Annotated in this window: 19 protein-coding genes and 1 pseudogene; 5 read left to right on the plus strand and 15 right to left on the minus strand. The window is 68.8% G+C overall.

What is annotated here, in order from left to right; all coding sequences use genetic code 11:
- The first annotated feature begins 95 nt into the window (after nt 1-95).
- Together WMF39_RS30060 and WMF39_RS30065 are read left to right on the plus strand one after the other, a co-directional pair.
- Nucleotides 96-2,057 (plus strand): sugar-binding protein, encoded by a 1,962-nt coding sequence (locus WMF39_RS30060; RefSeq protein ID WP_437739927.1) that lies wholly within the window; start codon nt 96-98, stop codon nt 2,055-2,057.
- Nucleotides 2,058-2,337: 280 nt separating this feature from the next.
- The gene (locus WMF39_RS30065; RefSeq protein ID WP_437739928.1) at nt 2,338-3,384 is read left to right on the plus strand and encodes a hypothetical protein; all 1,047 of its coding nucleotides are present in this window, start codon (nt 2,338-2,340) and stop codon (nt 3,382-3,384) included.
- 70 nt (nt 3,385-3,454) lie between these two features.
- Here WMF39_RS30065 and WMF39_RS30070 read toward each other — a convergent pair.
- The 13 genes and pseudogenes from WMF39_RS30070 to WMF39_RS30130 all read right to left on the minus strand — a co-directional run.
- A pseudogene (locus WMF39_RS30070) lies at nt 3,455-4,540 on the minus strand (DUF6544 family protein); the annotation flags it as partial.
- A 548-nt stretch (nt 4,541-5,088) separates the two neighbouring features.
- Nucleotides 5,089-5,949, minus strand: coding sequence for a transglutaminase family protein (locus WMF39_RS30075; protein WP_437739929.1), 861 nt, complete (start codon nt 5,947-5,949; stop codon nt 5,089-5,091).
- Entirely contained in the window at nt 5,946-7,991 is a 2,046-nt protein-coding gene (locus tag WMF39_RS30080; protein ID WP_437739930.1) for an alginate O-acetyltransferase AlgX-related protein, read from the minus strand. The genes WMF39_RS30075 and WMF39_RS30080 overlap by 4 nt, the downstream gene beginning before the upstream one ends.
- Nucleotides 7,978-8,697: a glycosyltransferase family 2 protein gene (locus tag WMF39_RS30085; protein WP_437739931.1), complete on the minus strand. Its 720-nt coding sequence runs from the start codon at nt 8,695-8,697 to the stop codon at nt 7,978-7,980. Before WMF39_RS30085 ends, WMF39_RS30080 begins: the two co-directional genes overlap by 14 nt.
- Nucleotides 8,694-9,773: an NAD-dependent epimerase/dehydratase family protein gene (locus WMF39_RS30090; protein WP_437739932.1), complete on the minus strand. Its 1,080-nt coding sequence runs from the start codon at nt 9,771-9,773 to the stop codon at nt 8,694-8,696. Before WMF39_RS30090 ends, WMF39_RS30085 begins: the two co-directional genes overlap by 4 nt.
- Nucleotides 9,770-10,813: a TolB family protein gene (locus tag WMF39_RS30095; RefSeq protein WP_437739933.1), complete on the minus strand. Its 1,044-nt coding sequence runs from the start codon at nt 10,811-10,813 to the stop codon at nt 9,770-9,772. Before WMF39_RS30095 ends, WMF39_RS30090 begins: the two co-directional genes overlap by 4 nt.
- Nucleotides 10,814-11,773, minus strand: coding sequence for an NAD-dependent epimerase/dehydratase family protein (locus WMF39_RS30100; RefSeq protein WP_437739934.1), 960 nt, complete (start codon nt 11,771-11,773; stop codon nt 10,814-10,816). It abuts the gene before it with no gap.
- A 1-nt stretch (nt 11,774) separates the two neighbouring features.
- The gene (locus WMF39_RS30105) at nt 11,775-13,079 is read right to left on the minus strand and encodes an alginate O-acetyltransferase AlgX-related protein (RefSeq protein WP_437739935.1); all 1,305 of its coding nucleotides are present in this window, start codon (nt 13,077-13,079) and stop codon (nt 11,775-11,777) included.
- 9 nt (nt 13,080-13,088) lie between these two features.
- On the minus strand, nt 13,089-14,546 hold the full coding sequence (locus tag WMF39_RS30110) for an MBOAT family O-acyltransferase (RefSeq protein ID WP_437739936.1): 1,458 nt from the start codon (nt 14,544-14,546) through the stop codon (nt 13,089-13,091).
- 9 nt (nt 14,547-14,555) lie between these two features.
- Entirely contained in the window at nt 14,556-15,542 is a 987-nt protein-coding gene (locus WMF39_RS30115; RefSeq protein WP_437739937.1) for a sialate O-acetylesterase, read from the minus strand.
- Between the two features lie 50 nt (nt 15,543-15,592).
- Entirely contained in the window at nt 15,593-17,575 is a 1,983-nt protein-coding gene (locus WMF39_RS30120) for a tetratricopeptide repeat protein (protein WP_437739938.1), read from the minus strand.
- Nucleotides 17,576-17,584: 9 nt separating this feature from the next.
- On the minus strand, nt 17,585-18,646 hold the full coding sequence (locus WMF39_RS30125) for a hypothetical protein (RefSeq protein WP_437739939.1): 1,062 nt from the start codon (nt 18,644-18,646) through the stop codon (nt 17,585-17,587).
- Between the two features lie 23 nt (nt 18,647-18,669).
- Nucleotides 18,670-19,119: a hypothetical protein gene (locus tag WMF39_RS30130; protein ID WP_437739940.1), complete on the minus strand. Its 450-nt coding sequence runs from the start codon at nt 19,117-19,119 to the stop codon at nt 18,670-18,672.
- Between the two features lie 446 nt (nt 19,120-19,565).
- Between WMF39_RS30130 and WMF39_RS30135 the strand changes: the two genes are divergently transcribed.
- Entirely contained in the window at nt 19,566-19,847 is a 282-nt protein-coding gene (locus WMF39_RS30135) for a hypothetical protein (protein WP_437739941.1), read from the plus strand.
- Between the two features lie 265 nt (nt 19,848-20,112).
- Here WMF39_RS30135 and WMF39_RS30140 read toward each other — a convergent pair whose 3' ends face one another.
- Both WMF39_RS30140 and WMF39_RS30145 read right to left on the minus strand, forming a co-directional pair.
- Complete coding sequence (locus WMF39_RS30140; RefSeq protein WP_437739942.1) at nt 20,113-21,087, minus strand: NAD(P)-dependent oxidoreductase; 975 nt, start codon at nt 21,085-21,087, stop codon at nt 20,113-20,115.
- Between the two features lie 10 nt (nt 21,088-21,097).
- The gene (locus WMF39_RS30145; protein WP_437739943.1) at nt 21,098-21,883 is read right to left on the minus strand and encodes an aldo/keto reductase; all 786 of its coding nucleotides are present in this window, start codon (nt 21,881-21,883) and stop codon (nt 21,098-21,100) included.
- A 102-nt stretch (nt 21,884-21,985) separates the two neighbouring features.
- On the opposite strand from WMF39_RS30145, the gene WMF39_RS30150 reads away from it, so the two are divergent.
- The gene (locus WMF39_RS30150; RefSeq protein WP_437739944.1) at nt 21,986-23,770 is read left to right on the plus strand and encodes an SUMF1/EgtB/PvdO family nonheme iron enzyme; all 1,785 of its coding nucleotides are present in this window, start codon (nt 21,986-21,988) and stop codon (nt 23,768-23,770) included.
- A 137-nt stretch (nt 23,771-23,907) separates the two neighbouring features.
- A complete protein-coding gene (locus WMF39_RS30155; RefSeq protein WP_437739945.1) occupies nt 23,908-24,750 on the plus strand; it encodes an ABC transporter ATP-binding protein in 843 nt (280 codons plus the stop codon).
- The last annotated feature ends 293 nt before the right edge of the window (nt 24,751-25,043 follow it).

Below are 25,043 nucleotides of genomic sequence, written 5' to 3' on the forward strand. Positions count from 1 at the left end.
GGGTGCCGCCTCGGGTGGGCGACGCGGAGCGATCCGGAAAGAAAGTGCTCGTGGTAAGAACAAGCGGGCGCGGAGAGGCGTCCAAACCCGAGCTTATGAGACGTAAATCACACCACCTCCGTGCGCCGGGGGCTCATGCCTCCGGCTCCCGCCTCGCCGCGCTCGCGCCGGTCGCGCTGGCGGCGCTGACCGCCGCCGCCCCCTCCCCTGCCCTCGCCGCCGGCACGCCGATCGCGGCGCCGCTCGTCGAGTCGAAATGGCTCAAGCTCGACGGGATCCCGAAGGAGTGGCCGGTGGCGTTCACCTCCCTCGGCCTCAAGGTGAAGGGCAAGCCCAGCAAGGCCGATCTGGCCGCGCAGGTGGCCATCGCCTACGACGACGCGCGGATCTACGTGGCGGCCGACGTGACCGACGACGCGCTGCGAGGCGGCGCCGATCACGTGAAGGTGGTGATCGGGTTCCCGGGCGGAAAGGTCCAGGAGGTCGCGCTCTACCCGGGACAGCCGGGCAAGACCGCGGGCAGCGTCAAGGTCCCGGGCGGCAAGGCGGTGGCCGGCGCGAGGGTCATCGAGGCCCCCCGGAGCGGCGGGTACACCCTGGAGGCGAGCGTCCCCTGGACGGCGTTCCCCGAGGCGGCGACGACCCGGGTCGGGCTGCGGGCGGGGCTCTTCGTCCACGACGACGACGGCGGAGGGGTCGACGCCGTCGTCGGCAGCGCCGCCTCGGAGGCGTACGGGTCGCTGTCGCCGCTCGCGACCGAGCCGGAGCTCGCGCTCACCGACGGCCTCCTCCGGAGCAAGGGCATCCAGGGCCGCGCGAGCTACGACCTCGTCGCCGACGTGGCCGGCGACGGGATGCGGGAGCGGGTGCTCGTCCACGAGCGGTTCCTGGTCGTCCTCGGCCCCGGGTTCCGGAAGGGCGCGCAGTATTACTTCGAGGACCTCGGGGTCGACGCCAAGGACGGGATGGTGCCGTCGCTCACGGCGCGCGACCTGACGGGCGACGGCCAGGCCGAGCTCATCCTGCGGAAGCGCTCCGGCAGCAGCGCGAAGTACCGCGAGGTGATCCACGTGCTCCAGTTCGGCGCCGGCGACACGCCGAAGCCGATCTTCCAGCACGAGATCGCGATCGCGACGGACAAGGGCTCGGTCGTCAACGACGTCGACTTCGTGGCGGACGGCGACAAGATGGCGATCCGCGTGGAGCCGGGCAAGGCGACCCGCTACGACGCGAGCAACTACGCGGAGGGGGTCGAGACGACGTACGACCCGCTGCTCTTGCCGTGGGGGTCGATCAAGTCGCAGCTCTACAAGCTGACCGGCGGGGTGTTCACCAAGGCGAGCGAGCAGCGGCAGGCGGGCGCCGCGGGGCCGCGCCCGGCGCCGGCGAGGGCCGAGGAGGCGCGGGCCGCGCCGAAGCCGGCCGGCCTCTCGCCGGCCGAGATGCTCGACAAGGTGTACGCCCTCTACCGGCGCGACCGGAACGCCTCGTCGAGCAAGCCGCGGTTCGACCTCGGCGCCGACGTGGCCGCCGGCAAGGAGCCCGAGCGGGTGCTCCTGCACGACCGCGACATCGTCGTGTTCGGCAAGGGGTTCCGGGGCGGCGCGGGGTACGCGTTCATGACGCTCGCGCAGTTCGCGTCTCCGGCCGACATCCGCTCGGTGCGCGCGCTCGATCTCACCGGCGACGGCAAGGCGGAGATCATCGTCCACGGCACCGTCCGCGCGGCGGCGCCCAAGGAGGCGGGCGGCGGGACCGTGGACCGCGACGTCGTGCAGATCTTCCGGGTCGAGGGCGAGAGCATCCAGCGGATCTTCGCGGCCGAGGTGGCGCGCAGCATCGGCGACAAGAAGATCGCCGGCGAGCTCAAGTTCGTGCGCGTGGGCGACAAGATGGGGATCGAGCTCGCCCCGGGGAGGGCCGTCGAGTGGACGGAGCAGACGTATCCCTTCAACCAGGACAAGGCGCCTGTCGGCGGCTTCGAGCCGCTGCTGCTGCCGTGGGGGGACGCGCAGCCGGCGCGGTACGTCTGGAACGGGTCGACTTTCGCCAGGTAGGCGGGAAGAGGGCGTCGCGGCGCCTGGAGACGGACAGACGCCCGGCGAGCTCGACGCGGTCGCGGCGCGGCTCCAGGCCGAGACGCTCCGCGCGCAGGGGCTGGGACACCTGCTGGAGTTGGTCACCCCGGAATGACGCCGCTCGGAGAGGGACGGGCTCACACGCCGAGCCCGCTGTATGCGGGGCGGCGTGCTGCCTCGATGTCGCCGCGATTCGCCTGCTCCGGAAGAAAGCGTGATGAAAGGGGACCTGTCCTCGTAAAGCGATGAGACAAGGACCTTGAGACGCCTCGTGCTCATGTTCTCTTGTCCTGCACCGGAGTTGCCAGTACAGGGCGCTATGGGCTCGACCCGGACCGCGTGGCACGTGCTGCTCGCCGCGCTGCTGCGCCAGCGCCGCCCGCGCCATTTTCAGATCCAAAGCGAGGTGCCCTTGTCGACGGAGCCGCCCCGGGCCGATTACCTCCTGCTGCGCAACGACGCGCCGGGCGAGGTCCGCGAGCCGGCGGGCACGTTGCGGAGGCTCTGGTCGCTCTTGCCCAGGGAGACGATCGTCGAGTTCAAGAGCGTCCGGCGCACCTACCGCAGCCGCGACCTCGACCGGCTCTGGGGCTACCTGTCGCTGCACTACGCGGGCGCTGGGAAGCGGCTCGGACCGCGCCGCGACCTGGCCGGCGTGTTGCTGCTGCCGTCGCGTACGCGCTCGCTCGACGCCGATGTCGCGGCGCTCGGGCTGGTCTGGCGCGACCTCGCCGGCGGCTACTGGCAGCTCCAGGGAGCAGCGTTCGCGCTGTACGTGGTCGAGCTCGCCACGGTGGCCGAGGCCGAGGGCGACGATCTGCTACACTTGCTCGGTCACGGCACGGCGCGGACGGCCGAGGCGCGCCGTTGGCTGGCCGAGCAGGTCGGTGCGGAGGAGATCGCGATGGCGATGCGCGAGCTGGAAGGCTTTGACGAGGTGCTGCGGACGCTGCTGAAGAAGCTGCCGATCGAGACGCTTCTGCCGGCGCTGCCGGTGGACGAGCTGCTGGCGGCGCTGCCGCCCGAGCAGCGGGCCGCCGGGCTGACCCCCGAGCAGCGGGCCGCTGGGCTGACCCCCGAGCAGCGGGCCGCCGGGCTGACCCCCGAGCAGCGGCTCGCCGGGATGCCGCCCGAGCAACGCGTCGCCGGCCTTCCGCCCGAGCAGCGCGCCGCAGGGCTCACCCCCGAGGAGCGGCTCCTCCTGATGCCCGACGAGGCATTGCGGCTGCTGCCCGACGACTACCTGCGCGCGCTTCCAGAGGATGTCCGGGCGCAGATCCGCGCCCGGATCGGCCGCCCGCTCTAGCGAGGCGCAGGGGCTGCGTGCGGGAGCCGCTCTCCCAGTACGGCCCTGCGGGGTTGTGCTCCACGTCGAGGATCTCCCAGCGGTAGTAGCTGAAATTCCCGCTCTCGAGCTTCCACAGGACCTCCCCTCGGCTCGGAACCCCGATACCCCGGAACGTGCGCCAGTCCGAGCACGACACGGACCAGGGCGTGAGCTTCGCGTCCGCGCCGCCGCCGAGATAACGCTCTGCCTGCAGCCCGACCACGCGCCCCTGAGGATCGAACGTGAACACCGCCGATGCGACCTTCCCTGCGTGGCGCATCGTCGCCTTCGCGCTCGTCGCGTCGATCGACTCCCACGCGATGTAGGGGCGGAGCGCCGCTGACGGGAACCAGACGATCTCGCCCAGAAAGCGCAGCATGGCGCCGTGGTCGATCTTCTCGTCGGCCGCGTCGACGAGGTCGACGAGCGACGCCGCCTTGATGAGCATCTGTCCCTTGCCGGCGGCGTACTTGTCGCGGCCCTCGATCGGGAGGATGCCCATCGTCTTCGTGGTGACCTTCCAGACGAACGCAGGCTCGTCGACGGAGAAGTACTGCTCGGCCTCCGCGGGCATCCAGGCGGCGTCGGGGCTGGTCCGGAGCTCGCCGCGCTGCTTCAGCCGGACCGTCTGAGCCCTTTCCCGGCCGACGACGCCCGAGGCCTCCAGCCAGGTGCGCACCGGCGCGGGCAGGCGCTCGAGCACGGAGGGGTCGACGCTGGAAGCGCGCGGCTCGGAGGGGCGCGCGAGCAACGCTCGGACCTCCGAATCGACCTCATGGCGGAAGCGCGCGTGTGCGGCTGCGGCCACGATCGGCAAGAGGAGGAGCACGTTGACGAGCGTCCCGAACTTCGCCTGGGGCCACGCGAGGACGATGAGGCCCTGGGACAGGAGCACGCCGAAGAGCGCCAGCGCCCACCACGCGTCGCGTCGCAGGACCTGGAGCGCTGCCGCCGCGAGCAGAAGGATCAGCGCCGTGAGCCAGAGCAGCGCGAAGGCTCGACTGCCGGCGGGCGAGAGGGGCACGAGCGTGCGATCGCTCGACTGGCCGGCGGCTGCGAGCTTCGACCACTCGATGTATCCGATGATGTGAATCGCACCGTGAAGCGCGATCAGGATCGTCACTACGTGCCGCATGACGTGCTTCTTTCTAGGAATCGCGTGCTGCGCCCAGCAGTCGCCGGCGCATCTGCAGCCGACTCCGTCTCTCACGTGCTCTTTTTACTTTTGCAGCCCGCGTGCCAAACCAGGAGCGACGCCGAGGGCGCAGTCCATTCGCGCGGAACCGAGCACCAAGACGCGCAGCCCAGCCGTCGTCCACGCAGATCTTGCGCGTCCCGTTCACCGTCGCAGCTGCTCCTGTTCCCCGAGACGTGCCGGCGCGCGGTTCGGCCCCCGTCCGGAGGCATCGCTCTCGGCCACGGCTCCGACACCGTCGGCTCCTGGCTCGTGGTCCACGGGCAAGGGCTGAGCTGACTCCGGCCGTATCCATCCGGCCGCGTTCAGACGAGACGACGAGGACAGCGAATTTTACACGTCCTCCAACCCCAGAATGGACACTAGAATAGCGATCACGTTGATCAAGCGAGAAATAAACCGCCAAGACACCAAGGGCGCCAAGATAAGATTCTCTTTTGGCGTTCTTGGTGTCTTGACGACACGCCCCACCGAGATCCCCTCGCCAATCAGTAGCTCGGCGGCAGTGGGCACGCCCGCGGAGTCGTCGCGGTCGTGCGCTCCGCTGCCAAGAGCGAAAGGTTCTGCTCGATGCCGGGCAAGTGCGGATTGGCGTTGCAAGCGCGACGGTAGCTTGCCTCCGCGCTCTCGAGATTACCGAGCAGCTGTTCGACGGCGCCAAGGCTGGCGTGGGCCTCGGACAGCTCCGGAAAGACGCGGGTGGCGCGGAGGAACGCTGCTCGCGCTTCGGTCAGCCGTAGCTGCCGGCGCCGTTCGTTGCCGACGTTGTATTCGACGACGCCCAGCACCTCGGATTGGCTGAGTGGACGCGCGTATTCGCGCGCCGAGCCGCCCGGTACCGGAAAGCGCTGGCCGTACCACGCGTCCGGCATCGCCTCACCGGCGCGCAGCAGCTCCACGTTGCGCGCGCCGCCCTGTTCCTGCACCCGCACGTAGAAGTGCCCAGGCATCATCACCCCGGACGCCGAATAGCCGAGCGCGTCAGCCAGCGCGAGAAACAAGGTACCAAGGCCAACGCAGCTTCCCCGGCGGCGCTCCAGCACGCCGGGCAGGCACACGAAGGCTAGATTCGTGTCGGCCACTTCGCGCACGAAGCTCCAACGACCGAACAAGAGCTCACTCAACACCGTAGCAGGCGAGCGCTGGGGCGACGAAGCGAGCGCGCTCTCCGCCTCGTCGACGAGACGCGAAAGCTCCGTCAGGCTCCAGGTCACCTGGCTCTCGTCGACAAACGCGATGTCACGGGCCAGGCCGATCAGGGCGCGGCCGAACGCAAGCTCTCGGCGCGGAACGCGAAAGCAGCCGCCGCCCGCGAGCAAGAGCAGGAGCAGGAGCGAGCGGCGCTTCATGGCTTCTTCAGCGGCTCCCAGTCTTCCCAGTAGTTGTAGAGATCACGCGCCGTCATCATCCAGATGACCAGCTTTTTCGTGCCGAGCGCCTCGACGCTGCGACGCAGAAGCTTTTGCCGCACGTTGGGGCCGCCGCCGTAGCTCATGACCAAGTCGAGCGGATACGCGATGCCACGCGCGAGGTGCGCCGAGACGCCAGCGTGCTCGGCGTCCGTCAGCTGATAGACGGCGGTGAAACTGTCGCCCAAGAGCACGACCGGGCTATCCGGGTCGTCGTCGTACGGCTTGCCGTCGGCAACGACCCGGTGCGCCACGAGCGTCTCAGGCGCGTATTTCTTCTGCTCAGCTTCCGGCAGTCGCGAATGCAGATCGCCGAAACGGGTGAAGCTGGTCTCGCGCAAGTCGTAAGCGCGCTTCTGCTTGGCGAGATCGGCGTACCAGGGGTACTTCTTCACGCGGGTGGCCAAGAGGTCTGCGGCCAAGCGCAGCCCACGGTCGGTCCAGTGCGTGTCTTGGCGCTGGAACAGAAACGGCCCCGCTGCGCTCGTGACCTTTGCCTGCAGAAATGCCGGCAGCAGGTCCACGATCTCCACGCCTTCCTTGCTGAGCCTTTCGATCAGCTTGCGGAAAGCCGGATTGATGACCTGGCCCGAGAGCGCTGAGAAAGCGGGGTCCAACTTTTCCGGATACACCTCGAGCTTCGTCGGGACCGGCACGAACAAGAAGTCGACCCCCTGCTCGTCGAGCAGCTTCTTGAATTCGAGGATCACCGGCAGCGGGTTCTTTCCCTTGCGTTGCTGCTCGAGATCACCACCGCTGACGTACTCGAGGTCGTTGCGGTAGAACAGAAAGCCATCTCGCCCAGCCAGCGCCTTGACCTTCGGCGGCATGCCTTTGAGCCGTTTCTTCAGGGCGTCATGGGTCGGCGTGAGCTTGGCCATCCACATCGGCCAAGAGCCGCCCGCCTGGGCCAGCTCGCGCTGCACCGCCTCGAGCCCCGGCGCGGGATTCGGCGACGGACGTGTCTTGCTTAGCCGAAGCGCCGGCTTCGCGGGCGCAGCGGCCGCGAGCGCCGCGCCTTCGCCACGCACCAGAAAGACGTTGTACGTGGCTTTGCCTTGCGGCTTGCCGCGCAGCACGATGGTCGGCGCCGGAAAAGCGCGGCCGCCCAGCTCTTGCTTGATGTAGGGCTCGGTCTGCGCGTCCGGAAAGCTCGGTCCCACCGGCATGAGATCGGTGTTGAAGGACGGGTACCAATACGACGAGAGTTGGTTCGCCCAAGCCTTCACCTCGCTCGGCGACAGCACCGGCGCCACGTAGTCCTTCTGAATCGCAGCCACAAGCACGGGAGTGACGACGCCAGGCGCCACTCGGCCATAGAGCTCGGGAAAGCCGTCCCCGTCCTGATCGGCGGAGCCCGCAAAAGGCTTGAACCAAGGCTGAAACTCTACCTTGGCCCACAACTCCACTGCGCCCGACGCGGCCTGATGAATGAACACCTCGCTCAGCAGCTGGCCGGAGGAGCCGGGCGGCAGCTGCAGGCCCCACCGCTCGCTGCGCACGGCTGAGCCAACCTCGGCCAGCGCTTCGGCCCCCGCTACCTTGTGCGCTTGCAAAAACTCCGACAGCGGCGCGAACGCCAGCGCTTGCTGCTGCTCGACCGGCGAGAGCGGCGTCTTCGCGAGATCGCTCGTCAGGCTGCCCTGGTCGAGCCGACCCGCGAACGCGCGCGAGGTATCGGGCGTGCCCACGGCCGACATGGGCGTCTCTGGCTCCGGGTCGGCGATCATGAAGTTGCTGTGATAGGCGGCGTAGTCCAACGCGGCGCGCGTCGGGCGTGCCACCTCACGCACCCAGACCTGCGAGCGCGTTCGCGCATAGCCTTCGTTCAGCGTATGGACGTAAGCGTGCTCGACGCGCGTGCCCTCTCTCGCATCACCCCAGGGAAGCTTCGCAGACCCGGCGTGACAAGCAACAATGCCAAGCGCCGATGCGGCGGCGAGCAAGCCCCAAAACCCAAGAGCGCGCTTACGCTGCGTCATAGCGACCTCGACGATAGTTCCACATCACTCGAAGCACCCGGAGCCCGTACGTCAGCGGGTTCAGGTGCGAGACCTCGTCCCCGTAGTGCGTGGGCACCGGCGCCTCGCCGACCGAAAGCCCACGTGCCCGCGCCGAGGCGATGACCTCCAAGTCGAAATCGAAGCTGTCAGACAAGTCGTGAAACGGCAGCGCCAGCGCGCGCGGCCCATAGAGCAGGTAGCCGCTGTGGTAGTCAGTCATCGAAAGCGACAGCGTCCGGTTCTCGATGCGGTTCAGCAGCGCATTGCCGACGTACTTGTAGAGGGGCATACCACCCTGCAAGGCCGTGCCCGCAGCGATGCGCGAGCCCTGCAGCAGATCGAGCCCGCGACGCGAAAGCTCCCCGATCAGCCCGGGCAAGGCCTCGGGCGCATACTGACCGTCGGCGTGGATACAGGCGACCAGATCCGGCGCATCGGCGCAAGCCTTGGCCAGACCGTCTTTCATCGCCGCACCGTAACCGCCGTTGTTGGGCCGCCGGAGCAAGCTGAGGCGAAACGCCGACGAGCTGTGGCGCTCGACCCTACGGGCCGTGTCGTCGCGACTGCCGTCGTCGACGACCACCACGTGGGTGGGCCCCGACGAAGCCAAGCCGCCGACGCGCTCCAGCACCGACTCGATGTGCCGGGCAGCGTTGTACGCAGGGATGACGACCGTTACCTTCATGCGGAGCTCGCGAGCTGGGAGAGCGAGGATGCCGCTGCGACGCGAGCGCCGTAGCGCTCGACGTAGTCGTGCACGATCGGCGGCAAGGAGGTGGCCAGGCGTCGCCGGGGCTTCCAACCGAGCAGTCGCTGCGCTTTCTGAACGTCGGGGATGCGTTCCTGCGTGTCGTCGTAGCCGGGGCCATAGAACTCGGCGGCCGACACCGCGCGAAACTGGGCAGGCGCACGCTCGGGTAACCGCTCAGCGAAAGCGTCGGCCAGCAGCCGAGCGAGCTCCGCGATACTGACGTCATTGTCCGGGTTACCGATGTTGAAGATCTGACCTCTACTCTGCTTCGGCCGCTCGAGCACGCGGCACACGGCTTCGACCATGTCGCTCACATCCATGAACGCCCGCCGTTGCGCGCCGCCGCCCACGAGCGGCAAGGGCTCCCCTCGCAGCAGCGCGCTCATGAAGCAGGCCAGCACGCGGGGTGTCCCCTCCCCGTCGATGCCGGGCAGGAAGTCCATGCGCGCGCCGATGGTGTTGAAGGGCCGAATGATCGTGAACGGCAACGCGCCGTGCTGACCGTGCGCCCAGATCACCCGCTCGAGCAGCTGCTTGGCGCACGAATACGTCCAGCGCTCGCGCCCCACGGGGCCGAGCAAGAAGCACGAGTCGTCCTCGTGCATACGCGCGGTCGGCAGCCCCTGCGCGTCCAGCGCGGTGCGCCCGTAAACCTCGGCGGTCGAGAAATGAATCAAGCGCACGGCGCGCTCCGCGCAGCGTTTCACGAGCGGCAACAGGTGCGTGAAGCTGGCGTCGATGACCTCCAGCGGGATGGTCGAGTACTGGGCTGGGTTGCAAAGCGCCGTGAGCGAGATCACGACCTGACAGCGCTCGGTCACGTCCTCGACGAGCCCCGGCGCCTCGACGCGCGCCTCGATGCGCCGCACGCGCGGGTCCCAACACTCGAGCTTGGTCAAATCCACGTCGACGGCGTCGACCTGGCAGGCAAAGCGCTCAAGCAAAGCCGGCACCAGGTGCGAGCCGATGAAGCCGCCCGCGCCGACCACGGCGATGCGCGTTTCCCTCACGGTGAGCCACTCCCGGCCGACGGAATGAAGACGTCGGGCCAGCGATCATTGGCCGAGTTGTAGGTGAGGCGCGCGGCCTTTTCGGGCGGCGTGCCCACCTCCCACAGGTAAATCTCGTAGTCGGCGGTGTCGTGGTCGTGACCGCGCTGGGTGATGCCCCAGACCATCCATTTGCCGTCGCGCGACAGCTGCGGGAAGTACTCGTGCGAGCGGCGACCCGGCAAGTCCATGAACTGGAGCTTGTCCAAGTCGACGTCCTCCGGCGGCGTGCCGTTATCGATCGGCATGCGCAGCACCCGGCTATCGCCGTTCCCGGTTGGGTGAACCCAGTAGATGGCCGTGTGATCCGGCGTCCAGTTCACCTGGCAGCCCAGCCCGGTCTGGGTCCAGGCCTTCTTGGCGATGTTCCAGATGCCGGTTTCGCGCTTCGAGCCGCGCAGCGTGATGGCGAGGTACTTGCCGTCACTCGAAAGCTCCGGCTGCTGCAGCAAGGCGCCGTCCAGATCGGATACGCCCTCGCTGTCCATCAACTGCGTCTCTGCGCCGCTGCCGAGCTTGCTGCGAAAGACCTTCGTGCCGCGTACGAACAGGATCTCATCCTCCGAAATCCAGCTACCCCAGCTCGCGCTCTCGACGACCTTCTTCGGCTCGGAGCCGTCCGGCTTGATCGTGTAGATGTCCCATTTGTCGCTGGCGTTGGCGTCGCGTTCGCTCACCCAGCCTTGTTTGCTGCGGGAAAACAGGATTTGCGCGCCGCTCGGAGAGAACCTCGGGAACCAGTCGACCTCGTCGCCCTTGGTGATCTGTTTGACGTCCGAGCCGTCGGTCTTCATCGTGAACAGGTCGTGATTGCCCACGCGGGAGCTGGACCAGACGATGGTGCCGTTGGCCTTTTCGCCGACCTCGCGCATCAGCGCGACGTCCTCCGCGGGCGGGGCTTCGTCGGCACCCTTCGGGGGCTCGCCCGAAAAGACCGAACATCCGAGCACAGCCGAGCAGCACAGAGTACCAATTTGCCGCAGTGGGAAACGCAGGCTCATCTAATTTGTCCTTTCTCGAGCTTCACTCGCGCGGGGTGCGAGGGTGGCCGCCTCGACGGCGGGTGAAGGAGAACAGTGACGCAACCCAGCGCGCACGCCGAGCGGCGCGTAGCCGAGGTCGTTCATGGCTTCGGTCGGGTCGAGATCGGCGTCGTTGACGACGCCGGCTATCGCGCTCGAGGTGAGCGGGGGCCGCTTCATGAACACGGGGAGCACGGCTGCTAGCGCCCGGCACGCCCACACCGGTAGGTGCAAGAAGGGCCGAGGCCGATCGTGATGAAGCAGCAGCAGCTCCGCGAGCTCGCGCATCGAAATCACCTCCGCGCCGCTGAAGTTGTAGGTCTTGCCGTGCGCGATCGGCGCATTGGCGAGCCGCACGAGGCCCTCGACGACATCCTCGGACCAAACGGGCCTTTTGAGCGCGCCCCCGGCGCCGATGAACGGCACCACCGGAAACCGCCGCAAGTAGTCGAGGAACATCAGGAGCTCCTGACCGCCGCCCTGCTCGTAAACCAGCGTGGGCCGCACGATCGTGTAGGCGAGCCCTGAGCCCTGGACGAGACGCTCGGCCTCGAGCTTGGACTCGGCATAGCGCGTGCGACGGGGGTAAACGACGGAGGCCGACGAGACGTACACGAAGTGCGGCACCCCCGCTCTTCGCGCCTCCGCGACAAGGTGCGCCGTGCCGTCGCGGTTGACGCGCTGAAACATCGTGGGGTCGTGGGTGATGATGATGGCGGCCAAGTGGTAGACGAGGTCGACGCCGCGACACACGCCGGCCAATGTGTTCGGATCGCTGATATCGCCTTCGCGCACGTCGCAGCCCAGCGCATCCATGCGCGCTCGCAACGGATCACCGGGCAGCACGAGCGCTCGCACTTGCCAGCCCGCTATGCGCAGCCGCGCCGTCAAGCGGGCGCCCATCACGCCGGCGGCGCCGGTAACCAGGGCTGTCGGCATCCTACGGAGCCCCCGCAGGCTTGGGAGTCGGGAAATCCAGCGGAATCCAATCTCCGACCGACAACTCGCGCGCAGCGAACTCCCAGACCACCACGCGCTTGCCCGCCAGGCGATCTTGGCCGGCGTTCAGCTCGCGCGCGAGCGCTTGGCGCGTAGCGAAGGCACCGGAGTCGTTCTGCGCGATCACGTCGATGGGGCGACCAAGCGCCAGGGCCAAGTGCGGGGCCAGGCCGGACGCATTGCCCCAGCCCATTCCCTCGAGCGTGAAGATGTTGGTGAAGCTGTCGCCGAGCAGGAGCACGTCGGCGCTCTCGTCAGGCTCCCAGGGCGCGCCGGCCGCGTCCTGCACTTGGTGCACGACCACGCTCTCCGCTTGAAACAGGCTCTGATCGTCGGGCAGCTTGAGCATGTCGACCAGATCACCGACGCGCGAAGCCGGCTGCGGAACGCCGTGCAGCACGGGCTTCTCTGCCAGCTCTGGCAATACCCCGAGCCCGATCACAAGCTGGCCGAGGTCGGCGGCGATGCGCTCCATGTAGCCGGGCGCAAAATGCGTATCTTGAGCCAGGAAAAGCGGCTCGGTACGGGGCTCAGGCACGCTGCGGCGCGCGTCGAGCACGGCCACGCCGGCTGCTCGAAGCTCGCTCAAGAAGCGGTCGTAGTCGACATTCTGCGCCATTTCGACGCGCCCATCACGCCCAAGAAGTGGACCCGGCTCGATCCCAGCCTTGTCCGGCATCGGCAGGAGCACGAGGCGAATCCCGCGTTGCGCGAGCGCTCGCTGGAACGCCAAGATGGCGGGTCGCGGATCCGGGTGGATGGGCTCCTGGCCTGCGTCGAGCGCTTCCCTGGCGCGGCCCCGCAGCACCTCGGGCTCCAAGAATCCGGGCCCGCTGACGTGCAGCACACCGGGCGTGTAATAGAGCCAGCCGCCGTGTCCGACGACCGCGAGCTTGTTGCCCACACGTAGACGAGTGAGCAGCAGCTGCACGCGGGGCTGGACCCAGGACTTGGCGTACGAGGCATCCTCGATGCCCTTCTCGAGCTGACGCAGGTTCTCGGCCGTCGGTGGGCGGCGCACCAGATCCGCGAGAGGCGATTCCTCACCCTCGCGCTTCTCGAGGTAGGCCTGCGCCAGCGGAACAGCGTAGATCGCCCCTAGAAACAGCAGCGTGAGCAGCCAGGCCGCGCCGCGACTCACGTCGGTCGCGATGATACCGCGGCGCAGCTGCTCGTCGCCTGTGGGGTCGGTCGGACCGCCACTGCGTTCGATGGCGGAGGACGAGGGAGGCAAGGTACTTTGCATCGCGCGGCCTCAGAACTGAAAGTACAGAAACGGGTTGATGGTCTGCGTCCACATCATCAACGTCGCGAGCACCATCGTGGCCGCCACGAACGCGGTACGGGGCAAGGACAAGCGCCGCGTGAGCTCCCAACTGTTGGGCATGCCGAAGATCACGACCGCGGCCAAGGCGAATAGCCCCACGTAGTACCGCGGGTGGAGCGCGCCCGCCACGACGTCCGCCGCCGGCGAAACGGCGGCGAGCCCAAACAGCGAGCCCAGGTAGGTCACCGCCTGATCGAGCGTCTTGGCGCGGAAGAACACCCACGACAGGCACACGATCAAGAAGGTGAAGGCGACGCCGACAGCAGGTGGCAGGCGGCGCAGCGGATGAGCTTTACCGAGCCTGCGCTCCACCCCGAGCATGCCACCGTGAATGCCGCCCCAGATTACGAAGTTCCAGCTGGCACCGTGCCAGAGCCCACCGAGCAACATGACAACCATCAAGTTGGCGTACGTGCGCAGGGGGCCTTTGCGATTGCCACCGAGCGGGATGTACAAATAGTCGCGCAGCCACGTGGACAGGCTGATATGCCAGCGCCGCCAGAACTCCGTGATGCTGCGCGACTTGTAGGGTGAGTCGAAGTTCTGGATCAGCACGAAGCCGAGCATCAGCGCCAAGCCCACGGCCATGTCTGAGTAGCCGGAGAAATCGAAGTAAATCTGGAACGCGTAAGCGACCAGCCCGAACCACGCGTCGTAGAAGTGCTTGGCGCCACCGGCGAACGCCGTATCGGCGATGTGCCCCATCGGGTTGGCCAGCAGAATCTTCTTACCCATTCCCAGCGAGAAGAACGCGACGCCGCGCGCGAACTTCTCGAGCGTGTGCTGGCGCACGCGCATTTGTTCCTCGAGCGCCGCATAACGGATGATGGGGCCCGCCACCAAGTCGGGGAAAAAGGCCTCGAAACACATGTAGTCGGTGAAGCGCCGCATCGGTCGGGCGTCACCGCGGTACACGTCGATGGCGTAGCTCATCGCCTTGAACGTGTAAAAGGAGATGCCCACCGGCAGAACGATGTGCAAGACCGGCACGATCTGCGTCGAGCTGCCGAAGAGCGCGCCAAGCGCGTTGATGTTCTCGGCGACGAAGCCCGTGTACTTGAACACCGCGAGCATCCCGAGGTTGGTGACGATGGACGTCGCCAGCACCAGCTTCATCTGGCGGGTCCGCACGACCTCGGGACCAATCACGGGCGGTAAGCCGTCGACGTCGGGCAGCCGTGACATCTTCAGAAGCAAGAGGCCGCACACGTAGTCGACGCTCGAGCCGAAGAACATGATCACGGCCCAGCTCGGGTTCGCCCAGCCGTAAAATACGTAGCTCGACACGGCGATGAGGGCCGTGCGGGCCCGGCCCGGCAGGGCGTAGTACGCGGCCAGTACCAGCGGCAAGAAGTAGAATAGGAAGATATGGCTGGAAAAGACCATATCAGCGGCTCACGGGGCCCACGGGCGCCAGCCCTTGTCCTTCATCGTCGCGAGCGCTCGCTGCACCCAGGTGCGATGGCCGTCCAAATTGAAGTGATGGTCGTCTTGCATGCCCACGCCCTCGGCCGAGACGAGCGCGAAGTTCGACACCACGCTCGGGCACCTTTCGATCTCGGGACGGATGGCGTTCGCCACGGCGCCGCCGACCACGAACTCGCCCGAGCTTTCCACCTCGTAGTCGTTCATCAATGCAGGCAGCGTGGGCTCGCCGATGTCGTTGCGAATGGCGGTCACGAGAGTATTGATGCATTCGGGAAAACCGGAGCGATCGGCGGCAGTGCCGTGTCGCTCGGTGATCCCGAGATAGATGAAGATGCCGCCAAAGGTCACCCGCCCCTTGATGGCCTTCGGTGCGGCGATCAGCTTGTCGTAGTAGAGGCCGCCCGGAATGAACTGGGAGCAGTAGGCCGAGGGCCACCCAAACCCGAGCGAGATGAAATAGTAGTCGGGCGCGAGCATCGCGGCTTCCTTGACCAGCGCCGTACCCGGCCCGCCGGCGGCAGTGTCACCCGCGGTCTTCGGCTCGATCGCGAGCTCCGGCGCCGAGCCAGGGTGGTACATGAAGGCGTGCGGATGGGTCTCCGTGAAATGGAACGGGCGTGAGCTTTGGGGCCTCGTGGCGCGACCGGCCATGTTGGAGTGACCGATGTGAATGAAGGCGATCGCGTGCTCCCTCGGAACGTCAACGCCTCCAAGGTTGATGGTCACGCCCGAAGGCGCCGGCCCACCGCCGGACCCCGCGTCGCTGGTCCCGCTGCTCCCGCCGCCACCGCTCCCACTCGCCGCAGTCATGGCACCGCCGACCGAAGCTCCACCCGTAGTGGTCGCCGCTCCAGCGCCGCTCGATGCCCCGAAGTCGTCGCCCGTCCCGACGGCCTGCGTGTCGTGCGGGTGCTCGGCGACCCCGCAGGCGAGCCCGCCGACCAGCGCGAACAAGGAAACGAGCGCCCACCGAGACCTGGACAGGCTCACGTTGAGAAGTGTTTTCATCGTCGACTCTCCTCCAAGTTCACCAAGATCCGCGTCGCTTCGGGGTCGAAAGGCCGGACGCGCAAGGCACGCCGTAGAAAGCCCAGGCCTTGCGCCGATTCGCCCCTTCGCAGGGCGATCAACGCCATGAGATTCAGGCTCCCGACGTCGTCGTCCTGGGAAACCAAGCTCTGCCGGGCGAGCCGCTCGGCGGCATCGAGCTCACCCGCTGCAAAGCGAAGACGCGCTTCGAGGGCTCGGGCTTGCGGCGTGTCGAGGCTCGCGAGCGTACGCTCCGCTTGCTCGAGCTGACCGAGCACGCCGTGCAACGTGGCCAGGCTCAGACGTGCCGCGGCGTGCACCTTTGGGGAATCCGCGAAGCGCTGCCCCAGCTGGACCAAGGTGCGGTCCGTCTCGCTGGCTTCACGGAACGGCTGCTCCGCGACGCCGGGCGTAAGGTCGCGGCGAGCAAACAGCACCTCCGAGCCGTCCGTGTAGAGCAGCTTCCAATCAGCGCTCGCGTAGAGGTGGCCAATCAAGCGCTGGTAGCGCTCGGGGAACATCACCGGCAAGACCACGTAGGCGAAGGAATGACGCGCCTGAAAAGCTTCGAAACGCTCTGGCTCGTCCGCAAGCCTCAGGTACTCGGCAAACTCGTCGGCGGTGCGCAACACGAGCCGAGTGTCAATGTACGGCCGAAACCGCGGATAGAGCCGCCAGATCAGGTAGCCTCCGTAATGATCGGCCGCAAAGACGTCGCCCCCGGGCAGCGCGTCGAGGCGCACAGCGCTTTCGGCCGGCACCCGGAACGGGCTCGGATCCGCCAGCGGCGGCTCGCGCGCCGCCGCCGATGCCGAAACGAGCAGCAGCGCGCTCAGGAGCACCGCGTTGAGACCCACCGCCGCGCGCACGCCCGCGCGGCGAAAGCTCGAGACACAAAGCCGCCGGAGCGCCGGGGCCAGATTGACCGCGAAGATCGGCGCCCCGACCCAGTACAGCAGGAGCACGTTGCGGTTGCTCATCAAGGCCAGCCCCGCGAAGCCGAGCAGCAGCAGCGCATGGCTCAGTCTCAAGCGGCGCCCGGCCAGGAGCACGGACAGAGCGAGCAGCGCCAGACACCATTTGAAGTGCCAGAACTCGCCGTCTGACAGGCGTTCGAGCTCGATGGGCGGTAGGTTCTCCGCCACGTCGTGGGCGAAGACTTGGTGCTCGCCGGGCAACAAGCGCCCGAGCAGTAGCGCCGGCAACGCTGCGCCGCGCAAGCCAAACGGCGTGAGACACGTCGCCAGCAAACACCCCCCCAGCGTCGCGAACAGCTGCTGTACCCGCGCCCACGGTGCCAGCGCACCAGCGTGTTCGCGCGCAAATGGCCACGCACGCGTCTGGCCGAAGCTCGCCCAGCCGAGCGCCGCCACCGCGTACGCCGCGATCACCGCGGGGCCAAGCGCCGAAAGGCCCTGGAAATTCGCCCAAACCAGCTGCGCCAAGGGCAACAACAGCAGGTGCCGGACCCGGCCGTCGCGCCGAAAGCGCTCGAGCGCGAACCAGAAGAACGCGAGCAGGACGAGCGTGCCTATCACGGGCCGGACGAGCAAGAGCGAGCGAGCCGCCAGAAGCCCGCCGACCAGCGACGTCACGAGGAGCCCCCTCGCCCACGAGCCGCGCCGCGCTTCGAGCGCGAAGTAGAGGAGGCCCGCGCCCAGGCCGATCAGCGCGCACTTGACCAAAACAAGCCCGACGAGGCCGACCGCCTGATGCACCGCGTACACCGCAAGCTGAAAGAGCCAGTGCACGTCGACCCAGGCACGCCCTTGCGCGCTGACCGAGAAGGGATCGGTGAACAGGAGCCCACGCCGAGCGACCATCTCGCGACCTGCCGCGAGGTGCCACCAGATGTCGCCGTCGGCCGAAGGCGCGAGCCCCGTCGAGGCCGCACCCAGGCCGAGCAACGCCGCGACGAGCGGCGTGCGATGGCGGAGCAGGGCGGCGACGGGCAACATGACCACTTCTCAGAACGGTGAAACGGTGAAGCCGATGCCTGCCGTCCACGGCTGCAGGCCCACGCCCTGGCTGCTGCTCTCGGCGCCGTCGACAACTCCGCGCGTGTCCCAGCCGAGCGGCAGCGACACGCCCCCCAAGATCGCCAGCCAGGCGTTCGACCACTCCACGGCCAGCGTGCCGGTGACTGCCCACAGCTGCACCTCCTGGTCAAGCCCACGGTCACGATCCGCACCGAAGAAATGCGACAGCGACAGGCCGAGCGACGGCACCAACGGCCCCCAGAAATAGCCCGAGTAGCCGTAGATCGCGGCCGCCGGTGCGCGGTAGTTGCCCAGCTCGTTTTCCCCGCCGCGGTAGCCGAACGAGCCGCCCAGCACGATCAGCCCCCACGTCTTGTCGATCGTATGGTCGAGCGTCAGGCTGCCGCTCACCTTGCCAAGGCCAAGCTGCTTTTCCTGCGTGAGATAGTCGTTCTTGTACTGGGCGTCGTGCACGCCGGTCGGGACACCGACCAGCAACGTCAGGCTGGTGGAGTTGATTTCGCCGAAGCGCCGCGTGACGAACCCCGCGACGTCACCCACGCCGGAGTTCGAGATGTCCACGGGCAGGCCGTAGTAGTCGCGGTAGTACTTGTAGAGCAGCGGAACCACGAGCCCCACATTCCATTTCTCGCTCAAATTACGCGAGACTTGAGGACTGAAGCTGAGGTTGTAGCCGTCTTCCAGATGCGTGTACGTGCCGAGTGTCTGCAGCTCAAATAGCCCCCCGGTCACGCTGCGGCCGATCCACTTGATTCCGCCCCCCGCGCCCGTGGAGCTACCGGCTCCGCAGCCGCCGATCGTCTCCCAGCTCGAGAGCAGGCCTTCCAACCGTGAAACTCGTAAAGACAGCGCTGGTCCGAGCTCGGCGAGCGCGTCGCCTCGCTCGCCGAGAGTCGCCTCCAGGCGGGCCACTCGCACATCGTTTTGCCGAGCCGCGCGCTCGGCCGCAATGAACGGAAAGCTGGCGACCGCGGCCAAACCACATGTGACCAGCCAGGCGCCCGGGACACGTAGTCGTCTGAAGTTCAATCGAGTTTCTCCCGAGCGCAAGGTCAAGCTGGGTCGACTTGGAGGCACCAATAGCGGACGCTCCCGCGATCCGTAGCGGCATATTCGTCTACGAGTGCACCTTTCCAGATGGCTTTCAGATCAGCCGTCAGTTTCATCTTGTGAACGTCGCCTTGGTTGAAGCTGCGCAGCTTGCCGCCGACCTGCTCCTTCATTTTGTCCTTGATCTTGGAGCGCGGCACGAGCGGCTTGTAGTGCGCGACAAGGATGAACTGCTTGTCGAGCGCCCCGCCCTGGACCTGGTAGCGCATCACGTAGGCGTAATCGTACAGGTCATCGGGGGGCATCTTGGAGGGAATCTCAACGAGCTTTGCCGTCAATTCCAGGGGTGCCACCCCGTCCGCCCGGGCGCTCCGCTCGACACCGGCTATCGCGAGCAGCAGCATGCTCATAAACGCTTGGCGACCAAATTGGCGTCGGCTCGAATGAATCATCGTCGCAGAATAGGGCGAGATAGGTCGACCTTGCAACAAGGCAAGCGCCGATTCTCGAAATGACGCAACCCACGCCGGAGATCGCTCCAGGCTGTCGGCATCTTTCCACCGTGAGGGCAGCACTGGTAATTCACGGCGGGGTGCGCGAGAGCCGCCACGGTGACCGAGCCAAGCAGCATCGTCCGCTTCCTCTCCGCGCTCGGCGAGCCGACCGACGTTCCTTGTCGCTCACCCAGCGCCGACGTCGCGACCGCCGTACTGGAAGAGCACCGTCCTGCGCCAAAAGGCGCTCGGCGACGCCACGTAGCGCATCGCGACAACATCCCGGGCCAGATCAACGCCCGGAGGGCGACGTGTGCCCGCGGCACGCCGACGCGTCCTTTGTCTCGCTCTGCGCCGGCTGCCGTATGAAGATCCTCGCGGATCAGGAGCGGCCTTAGGCCAAGGTGACCCTCATCGGGATCAACCCGATCGGCAGCTCGTTCACCGAGGCGCTGCCCGACCTCTCGGGTCGATTCCGGATCATCCAGATGGATCGCCAGAAGGACGTCAAGATCGCCGAGCTGATCATCAAAGGAGAGCAAGCGGCGAACATCCGATTCACGCGTCGCGATGAGCTCATCACGGAGGCCGGCGGGAGCTTCTTCATCGCACCGTGGCCGGCTTCCGCGTGGCGCTCCATGGCCACGTCCACCGGGCCGAGAACCAGCTCTACCGGTACGACATGAGCCCTGGCGGAAGGCGGCTCGAGATCGTCTCCGCCGGCACCTTCGGCGCGCCCGCGCGGCAATGGGTGCCGGGATACCCGCTCCAGTACAATCTCCTCCTGTTCTCCGGGGGGACGATGACGGTCGAGACGCGCTGCCGCGAGGAGATGAACGGCGCGTGGAGGCCCGACGCCCGGTGGCTGCAGGGACGGGCAGAGACCCGTTGCCGCGGTATCAGATCCAGCTGGAGTGACGCGCCGCCCGCGACCCGGCGCCCGCCGCCGCCTCAGATCACCCTGTCCACGAGCGGCTCCCCCCGCTCGAACCGCCGCAGGTTCGCCAGGAAATGCTCCACCAGCGCCATCGGCTCCTCGCGCCGCCCGCCGGCCGTGTGCGGCGTGATGACGCAGCCCGGGGCGCGCCAGAGCGGGTGCTCCGGCGGCAGCGGCTCGGGATCCGTCACGTCGAGGTACGCGCCCGCGATCCGGCGCGCCTCGAGCGCCTCGAGCAGCGCGGCCTGGTCCACCGTGACGCCCCGGCCCACGTTGAAGAACCACGCGTCCGGCCGCATCCGCGCGAGCAGCGCGGCCGAGACCAGCCGCCGCGTGCCCTCGGCCTCGGGCAGGCTCGAGACCACGTGATCCGCCCAGGCGAAGGCGTCGCCCAGCTCCTCCCTCGCGACCACGCGGAAAGGCTCATCGCCGCGGGGGCGGGCGCGCAGGACGCAGAGCTCCACCTCGAACGGGGCGAGCAGCTCGGCGAGGCGGCGGCCGATCGCGCCGAAGCCGAGGAGGAGCACCCGCCGGCCGCGCAGGAGCGCGCTCCGCGACCGCAGGTGCGCGTCGGGCCAGCCGCGCGGGCCGAGCTGGTTCTCGAGGCACTCGGGCAGCCGCCGCGAGGCCGAGAGCAGGAACGCGAGCGCGTGCTCCGCGCAAGGATCGGCGTAGACGCCGCTGCTCGTCGTCAGCGCGGCGCCGCGGGCGGCGAGCGCGGCGCGCACCGCCGCCACGTCGTAGCGGGCATACCCCGCGGTGCTGAGGTGCACCCAGCGGAGCCGCGGGGCCGCGCGCACGTCGTCGGGGTGCGGCTGGCCAAAGACGACCTCGGCGCCGAGGACGAGCGGATCCGGCGCGACGACGGCGAGGTTCTTCGCGGAGCGCGCCGTGGCCAGCTCGAGCGCGTGCGGCGCGACGCCCTCCGAGAGCGAGCGCGCCGCCTCCGCCGGCAGAACAGCGGTGCTCGCGATGATCAGCCGATCCACCGACGCCTCCTCACCCGTGCACGGCGCGCCCGAACTCCCGCATCCACGCCTCCTCGTCCGCGGTGAGCGGCCCCTTCGCGAGCGCGTCGAGGTTCGCCTCCACCTCGGCGCGGCTCTTCGGCCCCGTCAGCGCGAGATCCACGTGCGGGCTGGAGAGCTGGAATCGATAGCAGTCGCCCGCCGTCATCGCCGGGCGATCCCAGCCCTTCGGCTGCTTCAGCAGCCGGCGCCACGCCGTCGCCGTGTAGGCGAGGATGCTCGGCTTCGCGTCGCGCACGTGCGGGAAGATGTCCCGCTCCGCGCCGGGGTGCGCGGCGTTGTAGCGGATCATGAGCAGGTCGAGCGGCGACGACCCGGCCAGGCCGCCTGCCCGCGCGCGGTCGTGGATGCTCACCCCGAGCGCCCGCACCTTGCCGCTCTCGCGCAGGTGAACGAGCTCGCGCTCGGTCGCGCTCGTCCAGGCAGACCCGACGCCGAGCCAGCCGAGCAGATAGACATCGAGGTGATCGGTCCCGAGCTCCCGGAGCAGCTTCTCGGCGCCCCGGCGCACGCCCCAGCCGAACCAGCCGGCCTGCGCGAAGCCGACCACCGCCACGCTGTCGCGGCGCCCCTTCAGCGCCTCGCGCAGCGGGTTGCCGAGCCCGCCCGAGCGCATCGTCCAGAGGAAGAGATTGACGCCGCGGTCCATCGCCGCGCGCACCCCGCCCTCAGCGATGCCGTAGTTCGCCGCGAGCCCGAGCCGGAAGATGCGCTTGCCGCCAAAGGCGGTCGGCGCGCGGCGGAGCCAGTCGTCCATGGGACGGATCTACCATCACCTCCGTCGATGTCACCGGCTCCCGCGCGCCGCACATTCGCCACCCACGGCCGCCCCGACCTGTGCGAGACTCCCCGGCCACCGATGGGCCAGGACACCTCTCCCCGGTGCGCCGGCTGCAGCGCTCCGCTCCCGGAGAACGCCCGCTTCTGCCCCTCGTGCGGCCAGCTCGTCACCGCGCCGGATCCCAGCCCCGCCCTCGCCGCGACGGCGTTCCCCGCGACGCAGCTCGGCGCCGTCGGGCTGCCGCCAGCCTCCCTGCCGCTGCCGCCGGTGCGGCTCTTGCCCGGGACGGAGATCAGCGTCTATCGCATCGAGTCGACGCTCGGCGAGGGCGGCATGGGCGTCGTCTACCGCGCTTACGACCGGGCGCGCGAGCGCGTCGTGGCCGTCAAATGCCTGCACTCGAACCTCTGCGGCAACCCGGAGATCCGGCGGCGGTTCGCGCGGGAAGCGCGGGTGCTCCGCTCCTGGAGCCACGAGAACGTGGTCGCCGTCTACGATTTCGTCGAGCGCGATCACCTGCTCGCGATCGTCATGGAGTACGTCGACGGGTCGACGCTGGTGCGGCACCTCGAGCGGTGGCGCGGGCGCATCCCCTTCCAGGAGATCCGCGCGCTGTTCGGCGGCGTCCTCGACGCGATGGACGAGGGGCACCGCATGGGCATCATCCACCGCGATCTCAAGCCCGACAACATCCTCGTCACGACCGGGAAAGACGGCCTCTACCCCAAGATCGTCGACTTCGGCATCGCCAAGATCCTGGAGGGGACGACGTACACGCTGAGCGGCGCGTTCCTCGGGACGTGTTGTTACATGTCGCCCGAGCAGGTGAAGAGCCCCCACGCCGCGGATCGGCGCTCGGACATCTACTCTCTCGGCGTGACGCTCTACAAGCTGACGACAGGGCAGGTGCCGTTCGACAGCCCCAACCACTTCGCCGTGATGATGGCCCACGTCGCCGACGCCCCGGCGCCCCCCTCGTCGCTGCGCCCCGACCTCCCGCCGGCCCTCGACCGGCTCGTGCTCGACGCGCTCTCGAAGGACCCGGCGGGGAGGCCGGCGTCGTGCGCGGAGTTCCGGGCGCGGCTCGACGAGGCGCTCTCGGAGTTCTCGCCCGCCCCGTCGCGGCCCTCGTCCGACGGGCGCGAGCTCGCGCCGACGGTCCGCGAGAAGACCGGCGAGCAGATGATCCTCGTCCCCGGCGGGCCGTTCCTGAGCGGGCAGCAGCGCAGGAAGGTCCATGTCGACGCGTTCTACATGGACCGCACGCCGGTCACGAACCGCCAGTTCAAGGCGTTCCTCGACGTGACCGGGTACCGCCCCGACGACGACGACGCGAGCCGGCTCCTCGCCCATTTCAGGCGCGGCGAGATCCCCGCGGGCCTCGAGGACCACCCCGTGGTGTACGTGTCGTGGGACGACGCGCGGGCCTACGCCAACTGGGCCGGCAAGCGCCTGCCGACCGAGGCCGAGTGGGAGAAGGCCGCGCGCGGCACCGACGGCCGCAAATACCCGTGGGGGCGCGCCGAGCCCGGGCCCACGCGCGCGAACTACGACAACCGCGAGGGCGGGACGGTGCCCGTCGGCTCGCTGCCGGCGGGCGCCTCTCCTTATGGCATCCTCGACCTCGCCGGCAACGTGTGGGAGTGGTGCGAGGACTACGACGATCCGCACTTCTATGCGGACGGCCCCTCCCACAACCCGCGCAACACGCGGCCCTCGGATCGGCCGCTGCTCGTGATGCGCGGCGGCTCGTGGATGTACGGCGCGCAGTCGCTCCGCACCTGGGCGCGCACGAGCTTCGAGGCGCACTACCGCTTCGCCGGCGGCGGCTTCCGCTGCGTGCGAACGGCCTCGTCGAGCTGAGGGCGCGGGCGACGGGCGTTGCGCGCGGCGGCTCGGCGCGGGCGCGGCGGCTCCGCGGGCTCGGCTGTTCGGCGCGGGCGCGCGACGCACGAGCGCCTGGTCAACCGGCGGCGGCGCGGATAGAACGCCGGGCGCAGATGCAGACGAACAGGGCCAGGGCGAGCGGCGGCGTCCGCGTGCGGCTGACCGGCGTCCGGCGCGTCTTCCCGGTGCTGGACGACGCGGGCCGCGCGCCGAGGGACGGCGCCCCCGGCGTGATCGCGATCGACGGCATCGATCTCGACATCGCGCCTGGCGCGTTCGTCGCGCTGCTCGGGCCCTCCGGGTGCGGCAAATCCACCCTGCTGCGGCTCGTCGCCGGGCTGGACCGCGCCGACGCCGGCGCGGCCGTCGTGGAGGCCGAGGAGGCGCCGGGCGGCGAACGCCGCGCTGGCGGCGCGCGCGCGCCCCTCGCGTACGTGTTCCAGGACGCCCACCTCCTGCCCTGGCGGAGCGTCCTCGAGAACGCCGCCCTGCCGCTCGAGCTCGCCGGCGCGCCGCTCGACGAGCGCCGGGCGGCGGCGCGGGCGGCGCTCGTCCAGGTCGGCCTCGCCGACGCGGGCGCGCGGTACCCGGCCGAGCTCTCCGGCGGCATGCGCATGCGTGTGTCGCTCGCCCGCGCGCTGGTCACGCGCCCGCGGCTGCTCCTGCTCGACGAGCCGTTCGCCGCGCTCGACGAGCTCACGAGGAGCCGGCTCGACGACGAGCTCCGCGCGCTCTGGGCCGAGCTCGGCATGACGGTGCTCTTCGTGACCCACTCGATCACCGAGGCCGCCTACCTCGCCGAGCGCGCCGTCGTCCTGTCCCCGCGGCCGGCGCGCGTCGTCGCCGACCGCACGCTTTCGCTGCCGGACAAGCGGACGGCCGCGCTGCGCACCGAGCCCGCGTTCGCGCGCGAGGTGCGGGCGCTGCAAGAGGCGCTGGAGAGCGGCGGCGCGTGAGGCCCCGCGGGTAGAACAAGCGCGCTGTCGGACTCCGGCGCTGCACGACACTCGCGCTGTCGAGCGTGGGCAGCGCGATCGGCACGCGCACCCAGGTCACCTCCGCTACCCTCCGTGCGCCGGAGCTCTCGGTCCCCACCGCGGCCGTCCCCACGGCCCGCGTGACCCGCTCCCCCTCTCCCCCGCTTGCCGCTGATCGCCGCCGCGCGCGACGCCCATCGTGGGCAGAGCTCCCACTCGCCGCACGATCCCGCGCGCGAACGCGCTTCCATGCCGACAGCGCGCTCGTACAA

Origin of the sequence: Sorangium sp. So ce1504, from assembly GCF_051521635.1 — a bacterium.
Classification (GTDB): Bacteria; Myxococcota_A; Polyangia; order Polyangiales; family Polyangiaceae; genus Sorangium; species Sorangium cellulosum_B.

Excerpts from the sequence above, each read along its gene's own strand:
- WMF39_RS30060 (WP_437739927.1), top strand. The coding sequence starts at position 96 with ATGAGACGTAAATCACACCACCTCCGTGCGCCGGGGGCTCATGCCTCC.
- WMF39_RS30075 (WP_437739929.1), bottom strand. The coding sequence starts at position 5,949 with ATGAAGCGCCGCTCGCTCCTGCTCCTGCTCTTGCTCGCGGGCGGCGGC.
- WMF39_RS30080 (WP_437739930.1), bottom strand. The coding sequence starts at position 7,991 with ATGACGCAGCGTAAGCGCGCTCTTGGGTTTTGGGGCTTGCTCGCCGCC.
- WMF39_RS30085 (WP_437739931.1), bottom strand. The coding sequence starts at position 8,697 with ATGAAGGTAACGGTCGTCATCCCTGCGTACAACGCTGCCCGGCACATC.
- WMF39_RS30095 (WP_437739933.1), bottom strand. The coding sequence starts at position 10,813 with ATGAGCCTGCGTTTCCCACTGCGGCAAATTGGTACTCTGTGCTGCTCG.
- WMF39_RS30100 (WP_437739934.1), bottom strand. The coding sequence starts at position 11,773 with ATGCCGACAGCCCTGGTTACCGGCGCCGCCGGCGTGATGGGCGCCCGC.
- WMF39_RS30105 (WP_437739935.1), bottom strand. The coding sequence starts at position 13,079 with ATGCAAAGTACCTTGCCTCCCTCGTCCTCCGCCATCGAACGCAGTGGC.
- WMF39_RS30110 (WP_437739936.1), bottom strand. The coding sequence starts at position 14,546 with ATGGTCTTTTCCAGCCATATCTTCCTATTCTACTTCTTGCCGCTGGTA.
- WMF39_RS30120 (WP_437739938.1), bottom strand. The coding sequence starts at position 17,575 with ATGTTGCCCGTCGCCGCCCTGCTCCGCCATCGCACGCCGCTCGTCGCG.
- WMF39_RS30130 (WP_437739940.1), bottom strand. The coding sequence starts at position 19,119 with ATGATTCATTCGAGCCGACGCCAATTTGGTCGCCAAGCGTTTATGAGC.
- WMF39_RS30145 (WP_437739943.1), bottom strand. The coding sequence starts at position 21,883 with ATGGACGACTGGCTCCGCCGCGCGCCGACCGCCTTTGGCGGCAAGCGC.
- WMF39_RS30150 (WP_437739944.1), top strand. The coding sequence starts at position 21,986 with ATGGGCCAGGACACCTCTCCCCGGTGCGCCGGCTGCAGCGCTCCGCTC.
- WMF39_RS30155 (WP_437739945.1), top strand. The coding sequence starts at position 23,908 with ATGCAGACGAACAGGGCCAGGGCGAGCGGCGGCGTCCGCGTGCGGCTG.